Raw genomic sequence first — 19,237 nt, 5'->3', positions numbered from 1 at the left:
CGGGCCGGCCCCCGGCCGGCCATTCACGCCGTGCGAGTCTTCATGGACTGCTTTGCAACGACGCAGACCGGCGCAATGGCGTCGTTCCCGCAGTCGGGTGGTGGGTCTCGGGAAGAATTTTCGAACAAGCCCGCAGCGAAAATTCTCCCTGCTACGTTCAGCCGCCGGTCAGCCAGTAGTCGTTTGCAGCAGGTCGCGCGCGGTGCTTAGCATGCCGTCGGCGATCTTTCCGGAATCGACCTTGTAGCTGCCGTCACGCAGGGCGGCCTTGATCGACTCGACCTTCGCCGTGTCGCTATCCGAATCGCTGGACGTGTGCATCGCGGACATTGACGAGAGATTAACCGTCGAATTCTGCGCGGCGGCAGCGCTGACTTGATGCGCGGACTCGACGGCACCCTTCGCGTCGCTGTTGATCGTTGCGCGTTGCGGACCGTTCTGCGAAGCCGCGAGCGGATAATCGCTGGATTCAATCTTCATGGTGTGTGTTCCCCACTGGTTGAGTCCTTTAACGGTTCAGCGTTTGAAATCTTCACCCTGCTGTGGGAAGCGGAACCGTATCCACGTTTCGCCGTGAACCGCTAAGCCTTGCCGGGCGGGCACTCTAGCCGCCTGCAGCAAATTGCAACAAAGTGTGAGCAATACCACACAACGGCTATAAGCTGATCGAAGCGTCGACCCGCTCCGAATCAAAGGCGCAGGTATGCTTGAGAACACGACGCCGCACCCCATTTTGCTTGCTGTGAACAAACGTACCCGCCGCCCCTTGCAGCCTCGATGGCCCTTTCCGCCAAGTCGCGATGTCGCTGGTCGCGCCTTTGGCGATCTCGTCGCGCTTCAATATTGCGGCGCGGACGTGTGGCTCTGGCGATGCCGATGCGGCGGCCATGTGACTTCCGCCCTGAAGACGGTAGAGAGCGGCGCAGTGCGTGATTGCGGCTGCCGTGAGCAGCGTCGCGTGTGGCGGTCGCGACCGGGCTCACCTGCGCTGAAGAGCGGCGAGGTTTTCGGCCAGCTGACGACCGAGCGGTACGCTGGCGATGGATTGTGGGTTTGCCGGTGCGACTGCGGTGGTGAGGCGACAGTTAGCGCCGGACGCTTGCGAATGGGCAAGGCGCGCTCGTGCGGCAGGTGCCTCGTCGCTTCGACTCACCGAGTGGCGTAGCGCCGGAACGGAAAATGTTCGTTCGACTCAGGTCAAGCGATCTACACTGCAATTCAACGAATAAGAAAAGATCGCCAGCCTTGGCCGGGTCTGGACGATCGTATTCCGATTTCGCTTTGATCAAGCGTAGTCCGTACATGCTCCCCTTTCTGTCTGGAGGCGGTCATGAAAAAGGAGAGGAAGACAGCGCGGCAAATTCTGTCCGGGAACCCTCGGGAGGTTATCTCAGTGGGCCCCGACGACACGGTGCTGAACGCGTTGCAGTTGATGGCCGACAAGGACGTGACGACGGTGCTGGTGCTGCAGGGCAGCAATCTGGTTGGCGTGCTGTCTCAGCGCGACTACGCCCGCAAGGTCGAGGTGCTTGGCCGCAACGCCGCGAACACCAGGGTTGGCGACATCATGACCACCCAGGTGCTTTATGTGACGCCCGAGCATACCTGCGATCAATGCCTCGCGTCGATGCATACCCGGCGGATCCGGCACCTGCCTGTGATCGAATCCGGGCGCGTCATCGGCGTGCTTTCCGACAGTGACGTGCTGGAGGAACTCCTGCAGGAGGACGAGCATTTCATCAGGATTCTCGAGGACGACATGCTCCATCTGACCATTGATACCGGTGGCGCCTATTAGCCAGTCGCGCTCGAATCAGGCGAGGTGAAACGTGAGCACGCAATCAACCGCGGGGGCGCTTTCACCGGCCATCCTTTCCCGCTCGTCCGGCAAAGTGACGTCGGCGCGCGATGCCGTGCGCCTGATCCGCAACGGCGATACGGTCGCGACGGGTGGCTTCGTCGGCATCGGCTTCGCCGAAGACATCGCCATTGCCATCGAGGAACTCTGTACGGCGCATGACGAGGATACGTTAGTCACCCTCCCAAAGCCCGCCAACCTCACGCTAGTCTATGCGGCCGGCCAGGGAGACGGCAAGGAACGCGGACTGAACCACCTGGCGACGCCGGGACTCGTCAAGCGCGTCATCGGCGGACACTGGGGCCTCGTGCCGAAGCTACAGCAGCTTGCGGTGGATAACCAGATCGAGGCGTATAACCTGCCGCAGGGCGTGATCAGCCACCTGTTTCGCGACATTGCGGCCGGAAAGCCAGGCCATCTCTCCCGGGTCGGCCTCGGCACCTTCGTCGATCCGCGCTTCGGTGGTGGCAAACTGAACGAGCGCACCACCGAGAATCTGGTCGAGTTGATGCGGATCGGCGACGAGGAATATCTGTTCTACAAGGCCTTCCCGATCAACGTCGCGATCGTGCGCGGCACCACTGCCGACCCGGAAGGCAATGTGACGATGGAGCGCGAAGCCCTGACACTGGAGGCTCTCGCGATCGCCATGGCCGCGCACAACTGCCGCGGCCTCGTGATCGTCCAGGTGGAGCGCATCGCCGAAAGCGGCTCGCTCAATCCGCGACAGGTCAAGATCCCCGGCGTGCTGGTCGATTGCGTCGTGCTGGCGCCGCCCGAGAACCACCAGCAGACCTTTGCCACACCATACAGTCCGGCGTACGCCGGCGAAATCCGGGTCCCCGCGAGCAGTGTGGCGCCGATGCCGATGAGTGAGCGCAAGGTGGTCGCGCGACGCGCGGCAATGGAACTCCAGCCAAACAGCGTGGTGAATCTCGGGATCGGGATGCCCGAAGGCATCGCCAGCGTCGCCAACGAGGAAAGGATCCTCGACCTGATGACGCTGACCACCGAGCCCGGCGTCATCGGCGGCATTCCTGCGGGAGGCTTGAACTTCGGCGCGGCGGCCAATGCGCAGGCGATCATCGATCAGCCCGCCCAGTTCGATTTCTATGACGGCGGCGGGCTCGACGTCGCCTTTCTTGGCCTCGCCCAGGCCGATCGCATGGGAAACCTCAATGTGTCGAGATTCGGGCCGCGCCTGCCCGGCGCCGGAGGCTTCATCAACATTAGCCAGAATGCCAGGAAAGTCGTGTTCGTCGGCACTTTCATGGCGGGCCACAGCCAGATTGCAGTCGTCGACGGCAAGCTGCGGATCCACCGTGACGGCACGGCCAGGAAATTCATCGAGGAAGTCGAGCATCGCACGTTCTCTGGCCCGTATGCGGCGGCAATGGGCAAGCCGGTCCTCTACATCACCGAGCGTTGCGTGTTCGAGCTGGGCGCCGAGGGCATGGAACTCATCGAGATTGCACCGGGCGTCGATCTGGAGCGCGATATTCTGGCCAGGATGGACTTCGCACCGATCCTGCGTTCGCCGACGCAGATGGACGAGCGGATTTTCCTGCCTGAACCGATGGGCCTGCGTTCGAATGTTTTGCGACTGCCGCTGGAAGCGCGCTTCATCTACGACGACGACAAGAACATCATGTTTCTCAATTTCGCGCGCCTCGAGGTGAAGCGTCCCGACGACATCGCGGCGATCCGGACTCAGGTATGCCGCGTCTGCGAACCACTGGACCACAAGGTTTATGCAGTGGTGAACTACGAGGGTTTCGTGTTGGACCCCGCGCTGGAGGACGCGTACGTCGAAATGGTCGAGGATATGGTGCAGCGCTACTATCTCGGCGTAACACGCTTTACTACCAGCGCTTTCATGCGCGCCAAGCTGGGTGGCGCCCTTACGCGGCGCGGGCTGTCACCTTATGTCTATGAGACGGAGGCGGAAGCGCAGGCCTACCTGCGCGAACAGTCGTCAAACCGCTGAATCCGGCTTGCATCGTGATCGCGGCACCGAAGGCCGAGTGCGCCCGCGCCGGGTTCTGTCGGACCCTCGTTGTCAGTGCCCTGCCAGCCAGCGCAACTGAGGCCCCGGATATCCCGCGACCCACGTGCCGTTCGCGCTGAAATCCCACGTCGGACCGAAGCTCGCCGGCTCGAGCAACTGGGTGTCCGTGAGTCCGCTCGAACTGGCCACCGCCGTGCCCGAACCGACACCCGCCGCCGCCCCTGACGATTGGCTGTTCCAGAACACGTTCGCCGCGATCCGGCCGCTGTTCGTGCCCGCGATACCGCCCGTCGTCGAGTTCGCGCCCGCCGTGAGCCTGGACGCGGCATACGACTCGCGGATGAAGCCCGTATTGATGCCGACAAATCCACCGATAGTCGCGCCGCCGTTCAGGAATTCGTATGCATACGATCGGGTGATGGCGCCATGGTTGGTGCCGACGAGTCCGCCGACCGTGCTTTGCGCACCGGCTGTTGCGCGGCCGATCGCGAAAGACTGATCGATGCGACCGTCGTTCAGGCCGACGAGCCCACCGATCTGGCCCGCGCCGTTGATGTTCACGCCCGCCCACGAGCGCTCGATGCGCCCAAAGTTCTCGCCGACCAGACCGCCGGCCACTGTGCTCGTGTTGCCCGGGGCACCGATGGCGCCCGTTGCGCCGACGTTCACCATGTATCCGTAGTTGATGCCGGCCAGCAAGCCGACCGTTCCTCCCGAGGACGTCGCGGTGCCGTCCGCGAGCGTGAAATTGCGCACGACGCCGCTCTTACCGATCACGCCGAAGAGTCCGGTATCGGCCGCGCTTGAGAGACGCAGATCCGCGGGGAGATGCCCCATGCCGTCGAACTGACCGGTGAACGGATTCGCGGCGGTGCCGATGCCTCCGAACTCCGGCGCACCCGCGAATTCCAGCCCCCTGCTGCCCAACGCATAGTTGCCGGAGAGGTTGTTATTCACTGCGCTCAGGTCCGTCATGGAGTTCACGAGCTGATAGGCCGTGAACTGCGTGACGAGCCCAGTAAACGGCGCGGGGTGCCACGATACGTTGGTGTATACGGTGCCAGGCGTGTAGCTGCCGTTCATGTCGTACAGGCCGCTGACGATGCCCATGCTTCGCGACCAGTCGATCGTGCCCTGGTTGGTCAGACTGCCACCGTTGTCGAAACCATAGGTGTCGGCGGACAGCCTGAGCGAGCCTGTGCCCCTATTGGCGATGGTCGCCTGCGGTGCGATCGTCAGCGAGTGCGCCGCGTCGAGCGTCAGGGAGGAGGCTCCGTGCCAGCGCACGCTCGCTTCGATCGCGATGTCTCCCTCGCCGGTCGCCCCGAGCTTGCCGTCCGCGCCGTTCGCGAGCACGGAGATGGATGCGCCGTTGCTCAGACTTGCGCCGAGCGTGTTGGCGGTCGGGACGTCCGCGGTGAAGTCCCCCGTGGTGATGTTCCATGCTTTCGCCCGCACATCCGCGCCGCCGACCTTGACGTCCTTGCCGGACATGTCGAGCGTGCCGCCGCTGCCGTCCGCGTTACGCGCGCTGATTTGCGCCCCGCGCGCATCGACGTTGCCGGAGTTGACGACGACCCCGTTGACGGTGGTGTTCGCGACGAGCCAGACGTGGCCGTCGCGCGTCGCGGTGCCGGTGGCGCGCAGGGCGCCCGAATGACCCGCGAGCGCGAAGATATTGCCGTCGGCCGCCTGCACGTTGATGATCGCCGCCCGTACCGTGCCTGAGTTCGTCACCGTGCCGCCGCTTCCCACCTCCACGAAGACTTGTTGAAAGTTGCCGTCGAAGAGCCGGACCTGACGGCCTGCGACGAGTTCGGCATTGCCGTTCGGCGCATCGATCGTCCCTGCGTTCGTGACCTTGCTGGCCGATATCAGGAACACGTCCCCACCCGACGAACTGATCTTGCCGAGATTGACTACATCCGCCGTGGAACTGCCTGTGTAAGCCGAGCCACCGAACACGGGCGGGTTGAGAAAGACATCGTTGGGGACGTCGAGCGTCGATGCGACGAAACGCCCTCCCGTCGACACCACGCCGCCTGGCCCGATGAGCACGCCATGCGGATTGACGAGGTAGATGCTGCCGGTGCCCTTCAGCGTGCCGTAGATCGCCGACACATCGTTACCCGTCACGCGATTGAGTGTCGCGCCCGTGCCGTTGTTGATCGACACCGTGCGGCACGATCCGATCGAAAAACTGTTCCATTCGATGATGCCGCGCGAGCCCGCTTGCGTGATGCTCATGCCGGCATCGTTCTGAGTGATGCTTCCCGAGCCGGCGACGAAATGCCCGCCTTGCGGCAGGGTACCGGCCGCGTACGCGACGTGCGTCATGGAAAGTCCGGTCAGCGAAATGGCGATGGCAAATGAAATTCGCACGCTTGCATGACGGCGTTGCGATGGACGTTGCCGCAGCAGAGATGGCCTTCGAGTGCTCATACATCCCCCTTCCACGCTCGCGCGAAACGGCTGCCAACGACCCGTGGAGCCGACCGGAAACGCGTGAGTCGCCGCGTATGAAGATTAGCAGTTCGCCCCGTCGCCACTTAACGACCGTGGCTGATTTGGTCGATATTTCGGCCCGAAATGTTGTTGCGCGACCGGGACGGGATTACCGTCGCCTTCCATCTTGATAACGATTTCAATGCAAGTTTGAAATACCGTTATTACGGGAGGTTATTAAGTCACTGGTTTCAAGCGCGATCGACCACCGTAAAGCCCCCGTGCGACGGGCCTTGCAGCCTGGCGTCACCGTGCGCGCCCGGATTTGCCATCGAGCAGGGCGAACCTTGCTGGGCAACAGCGGCAACGCGACATTTCGGTATACTCGCGAGCTTTCCCAAAAACGATTATTCGCGGCCCTCCTCCCGCGCAGCGACCGCCGTTTCATAGGCGTGCCGCCCTCGCGCGACAAGCGTGCCCGCCCCGCTCACCATGTCCGATCTCTCCACGCCGTTCAGCGCGCCCCGCCGTCTCGTCAACATCAATCCGAAGCCGCTCGCCGTCGCGCTCGCGCTGGTCGTGCTCGGCGCGATCTATCTCGCGCAGACCGTCAGCGTGAAACAGGCCGCGCTGTACGTCCTCGGCGCGCTGCTCGGCGTCACGCTCTATCACGCCGCGTTCGGCTTCACGTCCGCATGGCGCGTGTTCATCGCCGACGGCCGCGGCGCCGGCCTGCGCGCGCAGATGCTGATGCTCGCGATCGGCGTGCTGCTGTTCTTCCCCGCGCTTTCCGCCGGCACGCTATTCGGTCATCCGGTCGTCGGCGAAGTGTCGCCCGTCGGCACGTCGGTCCTGATCGGCGCGTTCATGTTCGGCATCGGCATGCAGCTCGGCGGCGGCTGCGCCTCCGGCACGCTGTATACGGTCGGCGGCGGCAGCACACGGATGGTGGTCACGCTGATCGCGTTCATCATCGGCTCGGTGATCGGTACCGCGCACATGCCGTTCTGGTCCGCGCTGCCGCATCTGCCGCCGATCTCGCTCGTGCAGACGCTCGGCGTCGGCCCGGCGATCGCGCTGAACCTCGTGGTGTTCGCGGCCATCGCCGCGCTGAGCGTGCTGATCGAAAAGCGCCGTCACGGTCGTCTCGTCAGCGACGTGGATCGCGCCCCGAACGCATCGCCGTGGCTGCACGGCCCGTGGCCGCTCCTCGCCGGCGGCGTCGTGCTCGCGATCCTCAATTTCGTGACGCTCGCGCTGTCGGGCCATCCGTGGGGCGTCACGTCGGCGTTCGCGCTGTGGGGCGCGAAGGCGTTCTCCGCGATGGGCGTCGACGTCGCGAGCTGGCATGTGTGGAGCACCGGCCCGAACGCGGCCGCCCTTGCCGCACCGATCAGCCACGACGTGAAGTCGGTCATGGACATCGGCATCGTGATCGGCGCGATGGTTGCCGCTTCGCTGGCCGGCCGCTATGCGCCGGTGTGGCGTCTGCCGCTGCGCTCGCTGATCGCGGCAATCATCGGCGGACTGATTCTCGGCTACGGCGCACGCCTCGCATACGGCTGCAATATCGGCGCGTACTTCAGCGGCATCGTGTCGGGCAGCCTGCACGGCTGGCTGTGGCTCGTCTCGGCATTTTTCGGCAACGTGGTCGGCACGAAGCTGCGTCCGCTGTTCGGCCTCGCGGTCGAGCGCGTCAAGCAGACGGGCTGCTGAGCGGGCGGCTTCGGCCGCCTATCGGGCGGGGGCTGCGCTGCCGGCCTCCCTTGCACCCGTCTGAAGCCGTCGCGCGAGTTCGTCAGCGATCTGCTCCGCGCTTTTCCTGACCGCCGTCTTTTCATCGCGGCCGGACAGAACGACCTTCGCGGCGATCACGTACGGGTTGAGCTTGATCACGGCGCCCGGCATATCCCTGCTCGCCCCCTCTTCAACAGTTTCATAGAGCGGCGGTAACTCCGGCGTAGCCAGGTTATCGCAGGAAACCGCGACCTGAAACTGGCTTTGGCCCGCACCCATACCCACCATCGCGCGACGCAGCCGATTACCCTCATCGACACTGAGAAAAACGCCGCGCACCTGCCAGCCGCCGTGGGGCAGCGGTTCACCCGGCGTGACGCGGCGCGCGTCTACTCCGGCCTTCTTCAGATCGTCCGTCAGAGATTGCGCCATCAGCGCAACCATGTCTCGCGCACGCGCCTGCGGATCCTGCTGCTGACGCAGCGGGCCCTCAGGCACCAGATTGCCCAGGATGCCTCGCGCGCGGTGGCCTGGCCCGCTGTCAGGGGCGATGTTCGCGGCGTCGAGATCGAAATCGGAGACATAGACGACCGGCGGCGCGACAGGAGCCGCGAGCGCTGCCGACGAATCCGCGGCCAGACATCCTTGCGCGCTGGCACACACGTACGTCGCCAGACATACCATTCGCACCCATCGCAACACCATTGCGCACCTCCACGCTGATCGACTGGTACTGGTTGCATGGCAGCGACGAAATACGGCATTCATATCGCGGCCGTTCATCCAGCTTAGGTCTTTCAGAAGCGCACCCATGGCTCGATCGTCTGCATCGCGATCTGAAAATCCTATACTGGGTCGGTGCGGTTGCTGACTTCGCGCCTTGTCTGCATATCCGTTTGCGCGAGTCCAATCGTCCGACATGACGCCGCTGAAACCCAGTGGACCGCGCGTTACGTCATCTGCCTGACAGAACGGAAAATCAAGCCATGCTGACGATCGACGACATCCGCGCCGTGCCGCTGTTCTCGACCCTCCCCGACAGCGAACTGGAAATCCTCGTGCACGCGTGCGCCGACCTGCATCTATGCGCGGGCGAGTTCGCGGTCCATGAAGGCGGCGAGCGCGCGTTATATGCCGTGCTGTCGGGCAAGATGGAAGTCATCAAGACGTTCGACGGCATCGAGCGAACCTTGGGCTGGCGTCTGCCCGGCACGATCTTCGGCGAAGTGCCGCTCGCGCTGAGCTCACCGTTTCCGGGCGCGTATCGAGCGGCCGAGCCTTCGCGCGTGATGCGGGTCGACGCGCCGCAATACTATGCGCTCGCGGCGGCGTCGCCCGACGTGGCGTTCAAGATGGGCGCGCTCGCGCGCGAACGCATCGGCGGGCTGCAAAGCCTTTCCGCCGAGCCGCCGAAGGCGCGTGTGACGATCGTCGGCAACCGCTGGGACAATGCGTGCACGCTGCTGCGTCAGTTCCTCGCGCGCAATCAGATCAGCGTCGACTGGCTGGCGCCGGATGCGCCCGAATTGGCCGCGCGCTGGCCTGGCACGTGTCCGACGGAAGGCGAGTGCCCCGCGTTGCGCCTCGTCGACGGTACGGTGCTGAGGCGGCCCGCGACCCGCGAGCTTGCGGGACTGCTCGGCCTCCAGACGCAGCCGCGTCTGGCCGGATACGACACGGCGATCATCGGCGGCGGCCCCGCGGGGCTGGCTGCGGCGGTATACGGCGCGTCGGAAGGTCTGCGCACGCTGGTGCTGGAGCGCGAGGCGCCGGGCGGACAGGCGGGCACGTCCTCCCGCATCGAAAATTATCTCGGCTTTCCCAATGGTGTTTCCGGCGACGAACTCGCGAGCCGCGCGCTGCAACAGGCACGGCGGCTCGGCGCGGAGATCCTCGTGACGCGCTCGGTCGAGCGCATCGATGTGCAGGCGCGGCGGATTCATCTCGACGGCGGCGACGCCGTGCACGCTCGAACCATCATTCTCGCGACGGGCGTCACGTGGCGGCGGCTTGCGATCGACGGCTTCGACCGCTTTATCGGCAAGGGGATTTACTACGGCGCGGCGCGCAGCGAAGCGAGCGCGACGCACGGCCTCGATGTCCATCTGATCGGCGGCGGCAATTCGGCCGGCCAGGCGGCGTTGTACTTCGCCAATCATGCGCGCAGCGTGACGCTCGTCGTGCGCGGCGATTCGCTCGAAAAGGGCATGTCGCGCTATCTCGTCGAACAGCTAGCGGGCAAATCGAATGTCGCGGTGCGGCTGCGCTCGGAAGTCGTCGGCGCGCATGGCGATACGCATCTGACCGCCATCACCGTTCGCGATTCGACGAGCGACGCAGTGAGCCGACACGACTGCGGCGGTCTGTTCGTCTTCATCGGAGCGGATGCGCAGACGGAGTGGCTGCCGCCCGAAATCGCGCGCGATGTGCGCGGCTACGTTCTGACCGGCGATGACGTCGTCAAGGCCGGACGCTGGTCGCATCAGCGCGATCCTTACCTGCTCGAATCGAGCGTGGCTGGCGTGTTCGCGTGCGGAGACGTGAGACTGAGTCCTGTGAAGCGCGTTGCTTCGGCCGTCGGCGAGGGCAGCATGGCGATTGCTTTCGCGCACAGGTATTTGCAGTCGGACCGAGCTTGAGTTCGTCGCGTGAGACTGCTGTGCGGTCGGGTTACGCGGCCGCTATGTATTCGCAGGCAGCGCGACGCGTTCCAATACCGTCATTGGGCCGAGCCTTTCGATCACATCCAGCTGAGCCGCATCGCGCACGAACAGCGAACCCGCAAAGCCGAGCGCGTTGACCGACACGCCTTCGACTCGCTCTTGCGATCTCGGCACGAGCAACATCCAGCGCCGCGTGACCAGCAGATTGTAGGGCGTCGCATGACAGCAGGCACGGTCGATTTCGAGCACGCCGATATCCGCCGCGTCGAGCAGCGTGCGATAGCGTGAAAGCGCCAGCTTCGGCGCATCCGCGCGAGCCAGATCATCGGCGTGAAAGCGTGCGAACGCATGCCGAAACGGCAGATCCGGCAAGCCGTTCTCCGCACCGAGCAAGGGCTCGACAGGCACGGACGGATCGGCTTCCCCGAGCGGCAGCGGCACGATCTGCAGGTGCTTGTGCGGCTGGCTCGCGCCCGCCTGCGTGCCGGCGTTGTAAAAGCCGATGCCGTCGAATTCGGCCATGCACGCGAGCAGCGCTTCGAAATCGGCAAGATCGAGCAGCGCTTCCTGCGGTTCGAATTCGCGCGTGACGATCAGCAGATGATGATCGATCACGTTGAACTTGTTCAGCAACGCGAGGTGAGTATCGGAGATGTCGGCGACGAACAGATCCGGCTCATAGGGAAGAAATGGGTTCGCCTGAGGGTGCTTTGCCGTCTGCAGCTTTCGCGTTTGCTCGCGTTGCTGTTCCTTGCGCGTCAGGCTCGACACCTGACGCACGAGAAAGCGGATGCCGCCGCTGTCGATCACGGACTGTTGTGTGTCGATCGGTCGCAGCGCGCCGCAGCTCAGCGCATGTCCGGTCTGTCGCACAATGGCGGGCCACAGCGTGCCCGGAATCAGGCGTCGTTGTCGTTCCATAGGATGTCGGCAGGCGTGGCGGCGCGCGTGAAGCGGGTGAACGCGCAGCCGCTACAGCTTGTAGCCTATCGTGCGCAAAAGATCCTTGCGCCATTGAATGTCCTCCGCGCTTTCCGTGCCGACAGGCGAAAAACCATCGACCACGCCGACGATGCCTCGCCCCTGATCTGTTTCAGCGATCAGCACTTCGACGGGATTCGCCGTTGCGCAGAAGATGCGGCAGACCTCCGGCACGGCCTTGATCGTGTTCAGCACGTTGACGGGGAAAAAGCCGTCGCCCAGAAACACGAAGAAGCTATGGCCCGCGCCGACGTTGGTTGCGTTCTGGCATGCCATCTCGACGAGGCTTTCGTCGGTGCCGGAGCGCCGCACGAGGCGCTTGCCGGAAGCCTCGCAAAACGCGAGACCGAACTTGATGCCGGGCACCGTGCCGACCATCGCTTCGTGAATATCCTCGACAGATTTGATGAAGTGGCTTTGCCCGAGAATGAAGTTGGTCGCTTCGGGCTTGACGACCTTGACGGCGGACAATTGCATGGTGGACCTCGCTCCATTGCGGCAACACGCCGATGAAAACACGTCGAACACGGGCCAACGCGACCGTGGATGGTTCGCGCGTCAGCCGGTCTTCGTCGATCCGGCTTCTAGCCTAGTACTAACCGCGCGTGAGCGAAACCTCGACCGACCACGAGCCGCGGGATTCGAACACGCCCGGACACCGCTTCCGGGTCGCGCCAGTCCAGGATCGAGCAGGCAGAGAAAGCCTGACTTATGGCGGCACTGATCGACCAAAAGCCGATTAATCCTCATAGCGTTTTGACCCGCTTTAAACCCCCATCGCACCGCGGCAACCTCTCCGGGTCAACAAGGTCAACCGCCGGTTTACGCCCCCGGCCGAGTGTGCAAGTATCTTCACCAAGCCGCATCCCGCACACTCTTGCGAGGTTCACGATGGCCTGGAAACTTTGGAAGACCGAGAAGCGGTACGACGAGACGCGAAGCTGGCCGAGCGGCACGCATGAGTCGTTGAAGCAGCTTCTGGATATGTACCTGGGCAGCGACTCGCCACCGTTTGCGAACTGGGCCGCGCCTGGAATTACTTTTGCGCCCGAAGTCGAAACGCTCGCGCGAAACGGAGTCCGGGGGTATCAGCTTGCCCTCTGGTTGTGGCTTTTCGCCGAGAAGCACGGCACGATCGCGGCAAAAATGGTGCGTGAGTCTTTGTGCCTGCTCGCCGACGCGATGCAACCGTCGTCCGGCGACAAGATCGACTCGCTCCTCGACCTCGAAAACCGCCTCGCGCATTCTGTCGAGGACCTTTCCGCTCAACAGCGCACCTTCCGACTGGAGGGTCTGTCCGTCGAGCTACCCATGGAGTTTTTCCTCGCTACTGCCTTCCTCCGGCTCGCACCGGACTCGCCTTATGCCGGGAACGAAGGCACCGACCTGCAAGGCAACGACTTCAAACTGGCCGACTGTTTTCAGCATGCAACCGAAGAGGGGCTGGCGGTATTCCGGCCCATGATAGACGCGGTCGAATTCGACGCGAAATCGCTGCCCAACTGGAGATGGAGCGCTGATCCCGGCGCCGCCGAGCGACACCTGCAACGCCGCCACAAGAATCCTCTTTTCGCCCTTCATCGCCAGATGGTGACGGCTCACGAGGTCTATGAGGCACGGCTTGCCGACGCTCGGGCCATCGAGGACATCCGGACCGAGCTCAATGAGACTAGCCGGTCGTTCTCCGAGACGACCGAATTGCCGTTGAACTGGCAGCCCTTCCTCGAAGGATACCGGGACCACGTCGACAGGCTCGACGAACGCCGGCTCGTCGTTGGCGGACAGAGCACGTCGCTCGGCAATGCAATTGCAGCGTTGCGCGCCGACATACTTGCGACCTGGCGCGCTTCGATTCACAAGAACCGGCACAGTCTCGCGACTCTGGAGCAGGAAGAAGCGAAACGGGCTGAGCGACGGACGCTGCTGTATGGATGCGAGTGGACGGCCCAGCTTTTGAGCCACGGATCGCTGATCCCGCCAGAAGAGGTGGTTCCCGCCCTGCTAAGCGAGCCCCCCTCCGAGCTGGAAAAGGTGGTGACCGGTCTGCGGGGCGAACCGCGACTGCATGAGACGCTTGCGCAGTGTTGTGCAACTGCGCATCGGCTTGTCAACGAGCTTCGCGCGGCTGGCCATCAGCTTCCCGACATCGACGACAAGCTTCGCATTCTGGATGGTGCGCCCGGCCAGTTGCCGGTCTGATCGTCTTCCCGGTGTGCCATGTCGTGTTACCTATTTGGAACCCACGCCCGACCCACAAAGGCCACTTATGAACTCTTCCTCTCGCGACCCGCTCGATGTAGCGACCGAGGCGGTATCTACGCTTTCAGAGTACCTGGAGCTTTCGCTAGACAAAGGAAAGAGCCTGATTTTTGTGCTCTCTCAAGGCGAAAATTGCGAAGTCTACCTTGGTGATCCTGGCGAGCCAGACGCGGACTGGACAAGCTGCGCGGCCATTCCGAACAAGCTTGTCCACGCGCTTCTGGAGACCACGCGGTCAGGATTCAACCAGTTGGTCATTGAAGGACAGGCCTACCGCTTCGCTCGGACCTTCGCGCAAGTTGCCGGGCAGGGCGCTGTCGTCTTCACACCTGCGTAGACGTTGTAGCCAATCACGTTGATGCATTTGATCATGGATGATCGTGACGATTTCCTTGTGCGCAACATGGCGTTCCGCGAGGTCGATCTGGCGGTCGAATGGGCTGAGGCAGAGGGGTGGAATCCGGGCCTCGACGACGCGAGGTGCTTCTGGAATGCGGACCCCAATGGCTTTTTCGTCGGTACCTGGCGCGGGGAGCCGGTGGCATGTATCTCGGCAGTCGCCTACGATGAGCGCTTCGGTTTCATTGGCCTCTACATCGTCAAGCCGGCGTTTCGCGCCAGGGGTTTCGGTCTGCGCACCTGGCAGCACGCAATGCGCTATCTGGGAGATCGTACGATCGGCCTCGATGGTGTCGTTGCCCAGCAGCAGAACTATAAAAAATCCGGCTTCCAGCTCGCCTATCGCAACATCCGCTTCCAGGGCGTCGTGCAAGCGGCGTCGACGCCAAACCTGACGAACGCGCGTGAGGTACCCTTCGCGCAACTGGTTGCCTACGACAGCGCATGTTTTTCGACCGCCCGTCCCCGCTTCCTGGCGGACTGGATTGCGCAACCACAGGCGCTGGCCCTGGCGGCTGTGCGCAACGCTCAGATAAGGGGGTACGGCGTGCTGCGCCGTTGCGGGACCGGCTACAAGATCGGTCCGCTCTTTGCCGACGACGCACGGATCGCCAACGATCTGTTCGACGGACTGGTCGCGAGCGTCGCAGGCGAAGTCATCGCGTTCGACGTCCCGGAGGTCAACGCGGCCGCCGTAGCGCTCGCTGAACGCTACGGCATGGTTAGCGCGTTCGAAACGGCGCGAATGTACACTCGCGTCCCGCCGGCCATTCCCGTGCAACGCGTGTTCGGGGTGAGTTCGTTCGAACTAGGTTGACTGCAAAGATCGAGCCGCTGGAAAAAACCGGCGGTGATGCGCCAGACCTCCACTACGATTCGGGCGGTCCGCCCCGAAAGCGAACGATCATCGAGCGACCGTAAGCGACGACTCACGCATCTGTGCGTAGGTCGCCTCGGCAAGCTTCACTTCGTCTCGCGAGGGCTTGGTACGAACGCTCAGATAGCCGACGGTCTTGCCGCCTTCAATCACCGGTGTGACGTTCGCGCATACCCGGTAATGGTCGCCATTCTTGCGGCGGTTTTTCACGAGCGCTGTCCTCGCGACATGAACGTCACTTTCGCGAGACCCTCTTCTTCCTTTCCGGAACTTCGACGGTGGCGTCGACCGGTGTGAACGGTGCGTGAAAATGATCGACGAGGAAGTCGATGAAGGCGCGCGCCCGCGCGGTCTGATTGCGCTGCCTGGGGTAATAGACGAACAGGTCCGCGGACGGCAGCACGGTATTCGGCAGCACCAGCTTAAGGCGCCCGCTCTGTACATACTTGGCCAGATCCCATTCAGAGCGAATCAGAATCCCATGACCGTCGAGCGCCCACCGAAGGGCAATGTCGCCGTCATTGCTCGATAGCGCGCCTTTCACCTTGATCGCCTCGATGTGGTCGTTCACGATGTAGCGCCACACGCCATAAGCGTCATCGTTCTGCCGATGAATGATGCAGCGATGCTGGTGCAGGTCCTCCACCCGCTCGGGCGTTCCAGAACGTTCCAGATATTTCGGGGACGCGCAAAGAAAACGTCGATTGCTCATGATGCGCCTCGCGCTCAGGCGACTGTCGGGTAGCTCGCCGAACCGTATCGCCATGTCGAAGGCCCCTTCGACGAGATCGACCGGCCGGTCTGTCACCTCGAACTGAACGTCGACATTCGGAAAGCGCTTTGCGAAGTCGGAGACGAGCGGCGCGATGGTCGTCCTGCCAAAACCGAGCGTCGCGTTGATGCGCAACGGCCCATGCGGATCGCGTCTGGCGCCGGATATGGCCTCCTCCATCTCGCGGACCTGCCCGACGATCTGGGACGCGTAGCGCAGATAGGTCTCGCCCTCGGGCGTCAGGCTGACGCTGCGCGTGGTCCGGTTGACCAGACGCGCGCCGAGCCGCTGCTCGATGATCCCCAGCCGCTTGGTCGCCGCTGGCGGACTCAGATCGAGCGCCCGGGCGGCGCCGGACATGCTCCTGAGTTTCGCCAGGAGAATGAAGAACTCAAAGTCGGATGCGGGTGCAGTACTCACTTTTGGTGAAATATGTAGTGAACGTAAGTGAATTCTAGCAAGCTCTTTCGCGGCTAAGCTATGCAACACATTGAAGCCGGGGTGGCTCAATAACTGTTCAAATCTCTGGAGACAGTGGCGTGAGAATCGTTGAAATCCGCGAAAAAACCGTTCCGATCAGTTCCCCGATCCGGAACGCCTACATCGACTTCAGCAAAATGACCTCGAGCCTCGTCGCGGTCGTCACGGACGTCATTCGCGACGGCAAGCCGGTGATCGGCTACGGCTTCAACTCGAACGGCCGTTACGGCCAGGGCAAGCTGATGCGCGAGCGCTTCATCCCGCGCCTGCTCGAGGCCGCCCCTGCCTCGCTGGTCGACGACTCCGGCGACAACCTCGATCCCCACAAGATCTGGGCGACGATGTTCATCAACGAGAAGCCCGGTGGCCACGGTGAGCGGTCCGTCGCCATCGGCACGATCGACATGGCCGTCTGGGACGCGGTGGCGAAGATCGCGGGCAAACCGCTGTTTCAGCTCCTCGCGCAACGGTACGGCAATGGCCAGGCCAACCGCAAGATCTTCGTCTACGCGGCGGGCGGCTACTACTATCCGGGCCAGGACCACGAAAAGCTCAAGGATGAGATGCGCAGCTACATCGACCGGGGCTACACGGTCGTGAAGAAGAAAATCGGCGGTGCCTCGCTCGACGAAGACCTGCGGCGCATCGACTCGATCCTCAGCGTGCTGCAGGACGGCCAGAAGCTCGCGGTCGATGCCAATGGCCGCTTCGACCTCGATACGGCGATCAGGTATGCGAAGGCCCTGTCGCAGTACGACCTGTTCTGGTACGAAGAGGCGGGCGACCCGCTCGACCTCGAGTTGCAGGCGACGCTGCGCAACTACTATGACAAGCCGATGGCAACTGGCGAAAACCTGTTCTCGATGCAGGATGCTCGCAACCTGATCCGCTACGGCGGCATGCGCCCCGATCGCGACTGGCTGCAATTCGATTGCGCGTTGAGCTACGGCCTCGTTGAATATCTGCGAACGCTCGACATGCTGCATCAGCATGGTTGGTCGCGCAGCCGTTGCATTCCCCACGGCGGGCACCAGATGTCGCTGAACATCGCGGCGGGCCTCGGACTTGGCGGCAACGAATCGTACCCGGACCTGTTCCAGCCATATGGCGGCTTCCCCGACGGCGTTCGCGTCGAGAACGGATATATCACGATGCCGGAGCTGCCCGGCATCGGCTTCGAAGGCAAATCCGACCTCATCGCCGAGATGCGCAAGTTGGCTGAATAACGCGCGCGCAACGGCACCGACCAGTATTCCCGGTTGAATGGTTCATACAAAGACGGAACGAAGCCGGCTCAATGCGGCCTTTCCACGCTGCTGCGTGGGAGGGCCGCATTTTCCCTTTGAAGACGCCACGCACAGGAGACAGACATGCCAGTATCGAAAGTAAGAAGAGCACTTTCCAAGCTGTACGTTCAGGTCCTCATCGGGATCGTGGCCGGTGTCCTGCTCGGCCACTTCTACCCCGAGCTCGCCTCGCAGATGAAACCGCTGGGCGACCTGTTCATCAAGCTGATCCGGATGCTGCTTGCACCGATCATCTTTGCATCGGTCGTGGTCGGGATTGCGCGCATGAACGACCTTCATCAAGCGGGCCGGGTAGGCGTGAAAGCCCTCCTGTATTTCGAACTGGCGTCGACCATTGCGCTCATCGCGGGAATGGTGGTCGTCAATGTCATCAAACCCGGCAGCGGAATGAACATCGATCCCTCGCAGATCGATGCCGCTGCGATTTCGACCTACACGCACGCGGCGCAGCAACACGGCATGCTCGACTTCTTCATGAGCATCGTTCCGAATAGCATCGTCGGGGCATTCGCCAAAGGCGAGATGCTTCCCATCATTTTCTTTTCAGTCCTGCTCGCCATCTCGCTGGCAAAGCTCGGACCTCGTGCCGCGCCATTCGTCGACATGCTCGACATGTTCCTTCAAGGAATGTTCGGCGTCGTGCGAATCGTCATGTACGTTGCTCCGATCGGCGCGTTCGGGGGCATGGCCTTCACCATCGGCAAATACGGCATCGGCACCCTGGCATCGTTCGGCGAGTTGATGCTTTGTCTGTATCTGACTTCGTTCTTCTTCGTGTTCGTCGTGCTCGGCCTCGTCATGAAAATGTGCGGGCTATCGCTGTGGAAGTTTCTCCGCTACATCAGGGACGAGATTCTGATTACGCTCGGCACGGCGTCGACGGAAGCGGTGTTGCCGCAAATGCTGATCAAGATGGAGGCGCTGGGCTGCGCTCGCCCAGTGGTCGGCATGGTCTTGCCCACCGGCTACACGTTCAATGCCGATGGAACGGCGATTTATCTGACGATGGCGGCCTTGTTCATCGCCCAGGCGATGAACGTCCACCTGAGCATCTGGGACCAGTTGCTCGTGCTCGGCGTACTGCTGCTCACGTCGAAGGGCTCTGCGGGTGTGGCCGGGGCGGGATTCGTCGCACTGGCCGCGACGCTCGCCTCGATGCACAAGATTCCCGTGGAAGGCCTCGTGCTGCTGCTCGGCGTGGACCGCTTTCTCAACGAGGCGCGCGCAGTCACGAACCTGATCGGCAATGGCGTTGCCACCGTCGTCGTCGCTCGCTGGGAGGGGCAACTCGACAGGAAGCTGGCGCGCGCGGTGCTGGATCGCGACAATCCGCCTCACTTTCACACACCTGGTCCTGCCGCGCAACCGGCGATCCCGCCGGCACCGACGACCGAAGCCGCCGCGGTTCTCGACGGCTCGCCGAATCATCGCTAGAACTGAACTTTTCCGGG

Annotated in this window: 15 protein-coding genes and 1 pseudogene; 9 read left to right on the top strand and 7 right to left on the bottom strand. The window is 63.0% G+C overall.

Going from position 1 to position 19,237, the window contains the following annotated elements:
- Window positions 1–168: 168 nt before the first annotated feature.
- Complete coding sequence (gene flgM / locus HDG33_RS08735; RefSeq protein WP_184024089.1) at window positions 169–480, bottom strand: flagellar biosynthesis anti-sigma factor FlgM; 312 nt, start codon at window positions 478–480, stop codon at window positions 169–171.
- Window positions 481–1,330: 850 nt separating this feature from the next.
- Here flgM and HDG33_RS08730 point away from each other — a divergent pair.
- Together HDG33_RS08730 and HDG33_RS08725 are read left to right on the top strand one after the other, a co-directional pair.
- A complete protein-coding gene (locus HDG33_RS08730) occupies window positions 1,331–1,798 on the top strand; it encodes a CBS domain-containing protein (RefSeq protein ID WP_184005654.1) in 468 nt (155 codons plus the stop codon).
- A gap of 31 nt (window positions 1,799–1,829) precedes the next feature.
- On the top strand, window positions 1,830–3,845 hold the full coding sequence (locus tag HDG33_RS08725) for an acyl CoA:acetate/3-ketoacid CoA transferase (RefSeq protein WP_184024086.1): 2,016 nt from the start codon (window positions 1,830–1,832) through the stop codon (window positions 3,843–3,845).
- Between the two features lie 72 nt (window positions 3,846–3,917).
- On the opposite strand, the gene HDG33_RS08720 is transcribed toward HDG33_RS08725, so the two are convergent.
- Window positions 3,918–6,203, bottom strand: a complete 2,286-nt coding sequence (locus HDG33_RS08720; RefSeq protein ID WP_260330368.1) for a filamentous hemagglutinin N-terminal domain-containing protein — start codon at window positions 6,201–6,203, stop codon at window positions 3,918–3,920.
- Window positions 6,204–6,803: 600 nt separating this feature from the next.
- On the opposite strand from HDG33_RS08720, the gene HDG33_RS08715 reads away from it, so the two are divergent.
- Window positions 6,804–8,027 carry a YeeE/YedE family protein gene (locus tag HDG33_RS08715; protein ID WP_184024079.1) on the top strand — a complete coding sequence of 408 codons (1,224 nt, stop codon included), beginning with the start codon at window positions 6,804–6,806 and terminating at the stop codon, window positions 8,025–8,027.
- Window positions 8,028–8,045: 18 nt separating this feature from the next.
- Here the strand turns inward: HDG33_RS08715 and HDG33_RS08710 are convergent, their stop codons facing one another.
- Window positions 8,046–8,861 carry a DUF4410 domain-containing protein gene (locus HDG33_RS08710; RefSeq protein ID WP_260330367.1) on the bottom strand — a complete coding sequence of 272 codons (816 nt, stop codon included), beginning with the start codon at window positions 8,859–8,861 and terminating at the stop codon, window positions 8,046–8,048.
- A gap of 173 nt (window positions 8,862–9,034) precedes the next feature.
- On the opposite strand from HDG33_RS08710, the gene HDG33_RS08705 reads away from it, so the two are divergent.
- Window positions 9,035–10,687 carry a cyclic nucleotide-binding domain-containing thioredoxin-disulfide reductase gene (locus tag HDG33_RS08705; protein ID WP_184024076.1) on the top strand — a complete coding sequence of 551 codons (1,653 nt, stop codon included), beginning with the start codon at window positions 9,035–9,037 and terminating at the stop codon, window positions 10,685–10,687.
- Window positions 10,688–10,729: 42 nt separating this feature from the next.
- Here the strand turns inward: HDG33_RS08705 and HDG33_RS08700 are convergent, their stop codons facing one another.
- Together HDG33_RS08700 and HDG33_RS08695 are read right to left on the bottom strand one after the other, a co-directional pair.
- Window positions 10,730–11,632, bottom strand: coding sequence for a DUF4922 domain-containing protein (locus HDG33_RS08700; RefSeq protein ID WP_184024071.1), 903 nt, complete (start codon window positions 11,630–11,632; stop codon window positions 10,730–10,732).
- Between the two features lie 51 nt (window positions 11,633–11,683).
- The gene (locus HDG33_RS08695) at window positions 11,684–12,169 is read right to left on the bottom strand and encodes an adenosine-specific kinase (protein WP_018422486.1); all 486 of its coding nucleotides are present in this window, start codon (window positions 12,167–12,169) and stop codon (window positions 11,684–11,686) included.
- Between the two features lie 414 nt (window positions 12,170–12,583).
- On the opposite strand from HDG33_RS08695, the gene HDG33_RS08690 reads away from it, so the two are divergent.
- From HDG33_RS08690 to HDG33_RS08680, 3 genes are all read left to right on the top strand, one after another.
- Window positions 12,584–13,891 (top strand): tryptophan leader peptide, encoded by a 1,308-nt coding sequence (locus HDG33_RS08690; protein ID WP_184024068.1) that lies wholly within the window; start codon window positions 12,584–12,586, stop codon window positions 13,889–13,891.
- A 67-nt stretch (window positions 13,892–13,958) separates the two neighbouring features.
- On the top strand, window positions 13,959–14,288 hold the full coding sequence (locus tag HDG33_RS08685) for a hypothetical protein (RefSeq protein ID WP_184024062.1): 330 nt from the start codon (window positions 13,959–13,961) through the stop codon (window positions 14,286–14,288).
- Between the two features lie 33 nt (window positions 14,289–14,321).
- Complete coding sequence (locus HDG33_RS08680) at window positions 14,322–15,167, top strand: GNAT family N-acetyltransferase (protein ID WP_184024059.1); 846 nt, start codon at window positions 14,322–14,324, stop codon at window positions 15,165–15,167.
- Window positions 15,168–15,281: 114 nt separating this feature from the next.
- Here HDG33_RS08680 and HDG33_RS08675 read toward each other — a convergent pair.
- Together HDG33_RS08675 and HDG33_RS08670 are read right to left on the bottom strand one after the other, a co-directional pair.
- Window positions 15,282–15,446: pseudogene (locus HDG33_RS08675) on the bottom strand (chemotaxis protein); the annotation flags it as partial.
- Window positions 15,447–15,462: 16 nt separating this feature from the next.
- Complete coding sequence (locus HDG33_RS08670; protein WP_409258987.1) at window positions 15,463–16,359, bottom strand: LysR substrate-binding domain-containing protein; 897 nt, start codon at window positions 16,357–16,359, stop codon at window positions 15,463–15,465.
- A gap of 179 nt (window positions 16,360–16,538) precedes the next feature.
- Here HDG33_RS08670 and HDG33_RS08665 point away from each other — a divergent pair, with 179 nt between their 5' ends.
- Window positions 16,539–17,705 carry a mandelate racemase/muconate lactonizing enzyme family protein gene (locus HDG33_RS08665; protein ID WP_184024055.1) on the top strand — a complete coding sequence of 389 codons (1,167 nt, stop codon included), beginning with the start codon at window positions 16,539–16,541 and terminating at the stop codon, window positions 17,703–17,705.
- A 144-nt stretch (window positions 17,706–17,849) separates the two neighbouring features.
- Window positions 17,850–19,220, top strand: a complete 1,371-nt coding sequence (locus HDG33_RS08660) for a dicarboxylate/amino acid:cation symporter (RefSeq protein WP_184024052.1) — start codon at window positions 17,850–17,852, stop codon at window positions 19,218–19,220.
- The last annotated feature ends 17 nt before the right edge of the window (window positions 19,221–19,237 follow it).

Origin of the sequence: Paraburkholderia sp. Cpub6, assembly GCF_014201065.1 — a bacterium.
In the GTDB taxonomy this organism is placed as follows: Bacteria; Pseudomonadota; Gammaproteobacteria; order Burkholderiales; family Burkholderiaceae; genus Paraburkholderia; species Paraburkholderia tuberum.
Note: the sequence above shows the minus strand (reverse complement) of the source record. Positions and strands in the feature narration are given on the sequence as shown.

Excerpts from the sequence above, each read along its gene's own strand:
- flgM (WP_184024089.1), bottom strand. The coding sequence starts at position 480 with ATGAAGATTGAATCCAGCGATTATCCGCTCGCGGCTTCGCAGAACGGT.
- HDG33_RS08730 (WP_184005654.1), top strand. The coding sequence starts at position 1,331 with ATGAAAAAGGAGAGGAAGACAGCGCGGCAAATTCTGTCCGGGAACCCT.
- HDG33_RS08720 (WP_260330368.1), bottom strand. The coding sequence starts at position 6,203 with ATGACGCACGTCGCGTACGCGGCCGGTACCCTGCCGCAAGGCGGGCAT.
- HDG33_RS08715 (WP_184024079.1), top strand. The coding sequence starts at position 6,804 with ATGTCCGATCTCTCCACGCCGTTCAGCGCGCCCCGCCGTCTCGTCAAC.
- HDG33_RS08710 (WP_260330367.1), bottom strand. The coding sequence starts at position 8,861 with ATGGGTGCGCTTCTGAAAGACCTAAGCTGGATGAACGGCCGCGATATG.
- HDG33_RS08705 (WP_184024076.1), top strand. The coding sequence starts at position 9,035 with ATGCTGACGATCGACGACATCCGCGCCGTGCCGCTGTTCTCGACCCTC.
- HDG33_RS08700 (WP_184024071.1), bottom strand. The coding sequence starts at position 11,632 with ATGGAACGACAACGACGCCTGATTCCGGGCACGCTGTGGCCCGCCATT.
- HDG33_RS08695 (WP_018422486.1), bottom strand. The coding sequence starts at position 12,169 with ATGCAATTGTCCGCCGTCAAGGTCGTCAAGCCCGAAGCGACCAACTTC.
- HDG33_RS08690 (WP_184024068.1), top strand. The coding sequence starts at position 12,584 with ATGGCCTGGAAACTTTGGAAGACCGAGAAGCGGTACGACGAGACGCGA.
- HDG33_RS08685 (WP_184024062.1), top strand. The coding sequence starts at position 13,959 with ATGAACTCTTCCTCTCGCGACCCGCTCGATGTAGCGACCGAGGCGGTA.
- HDG33_RS08680 (WP_184024059.1), top strand. The coding sequence starts at position 14,322 with ATGGATGATCGTGACGATTTCCTTGTGCGCAACATGGCGTTCCGCGAG.
- HDG33_RS08670 (WP_409258987.1), bottom strand. The coding sequence starts at position 16,359 with ATGTCCGGCGCCGCCCGGGCGCTCGATCTGAGTCCGCCAGCGGCGACC.
- HDG33_RS08660 (WP_184024052.1), top strand. The coding sequence starts at position 17,850 with ATGCCAGTATCGAAAGTAAGAAGAGCACTTTCCAAGCTGTACGTTCAG.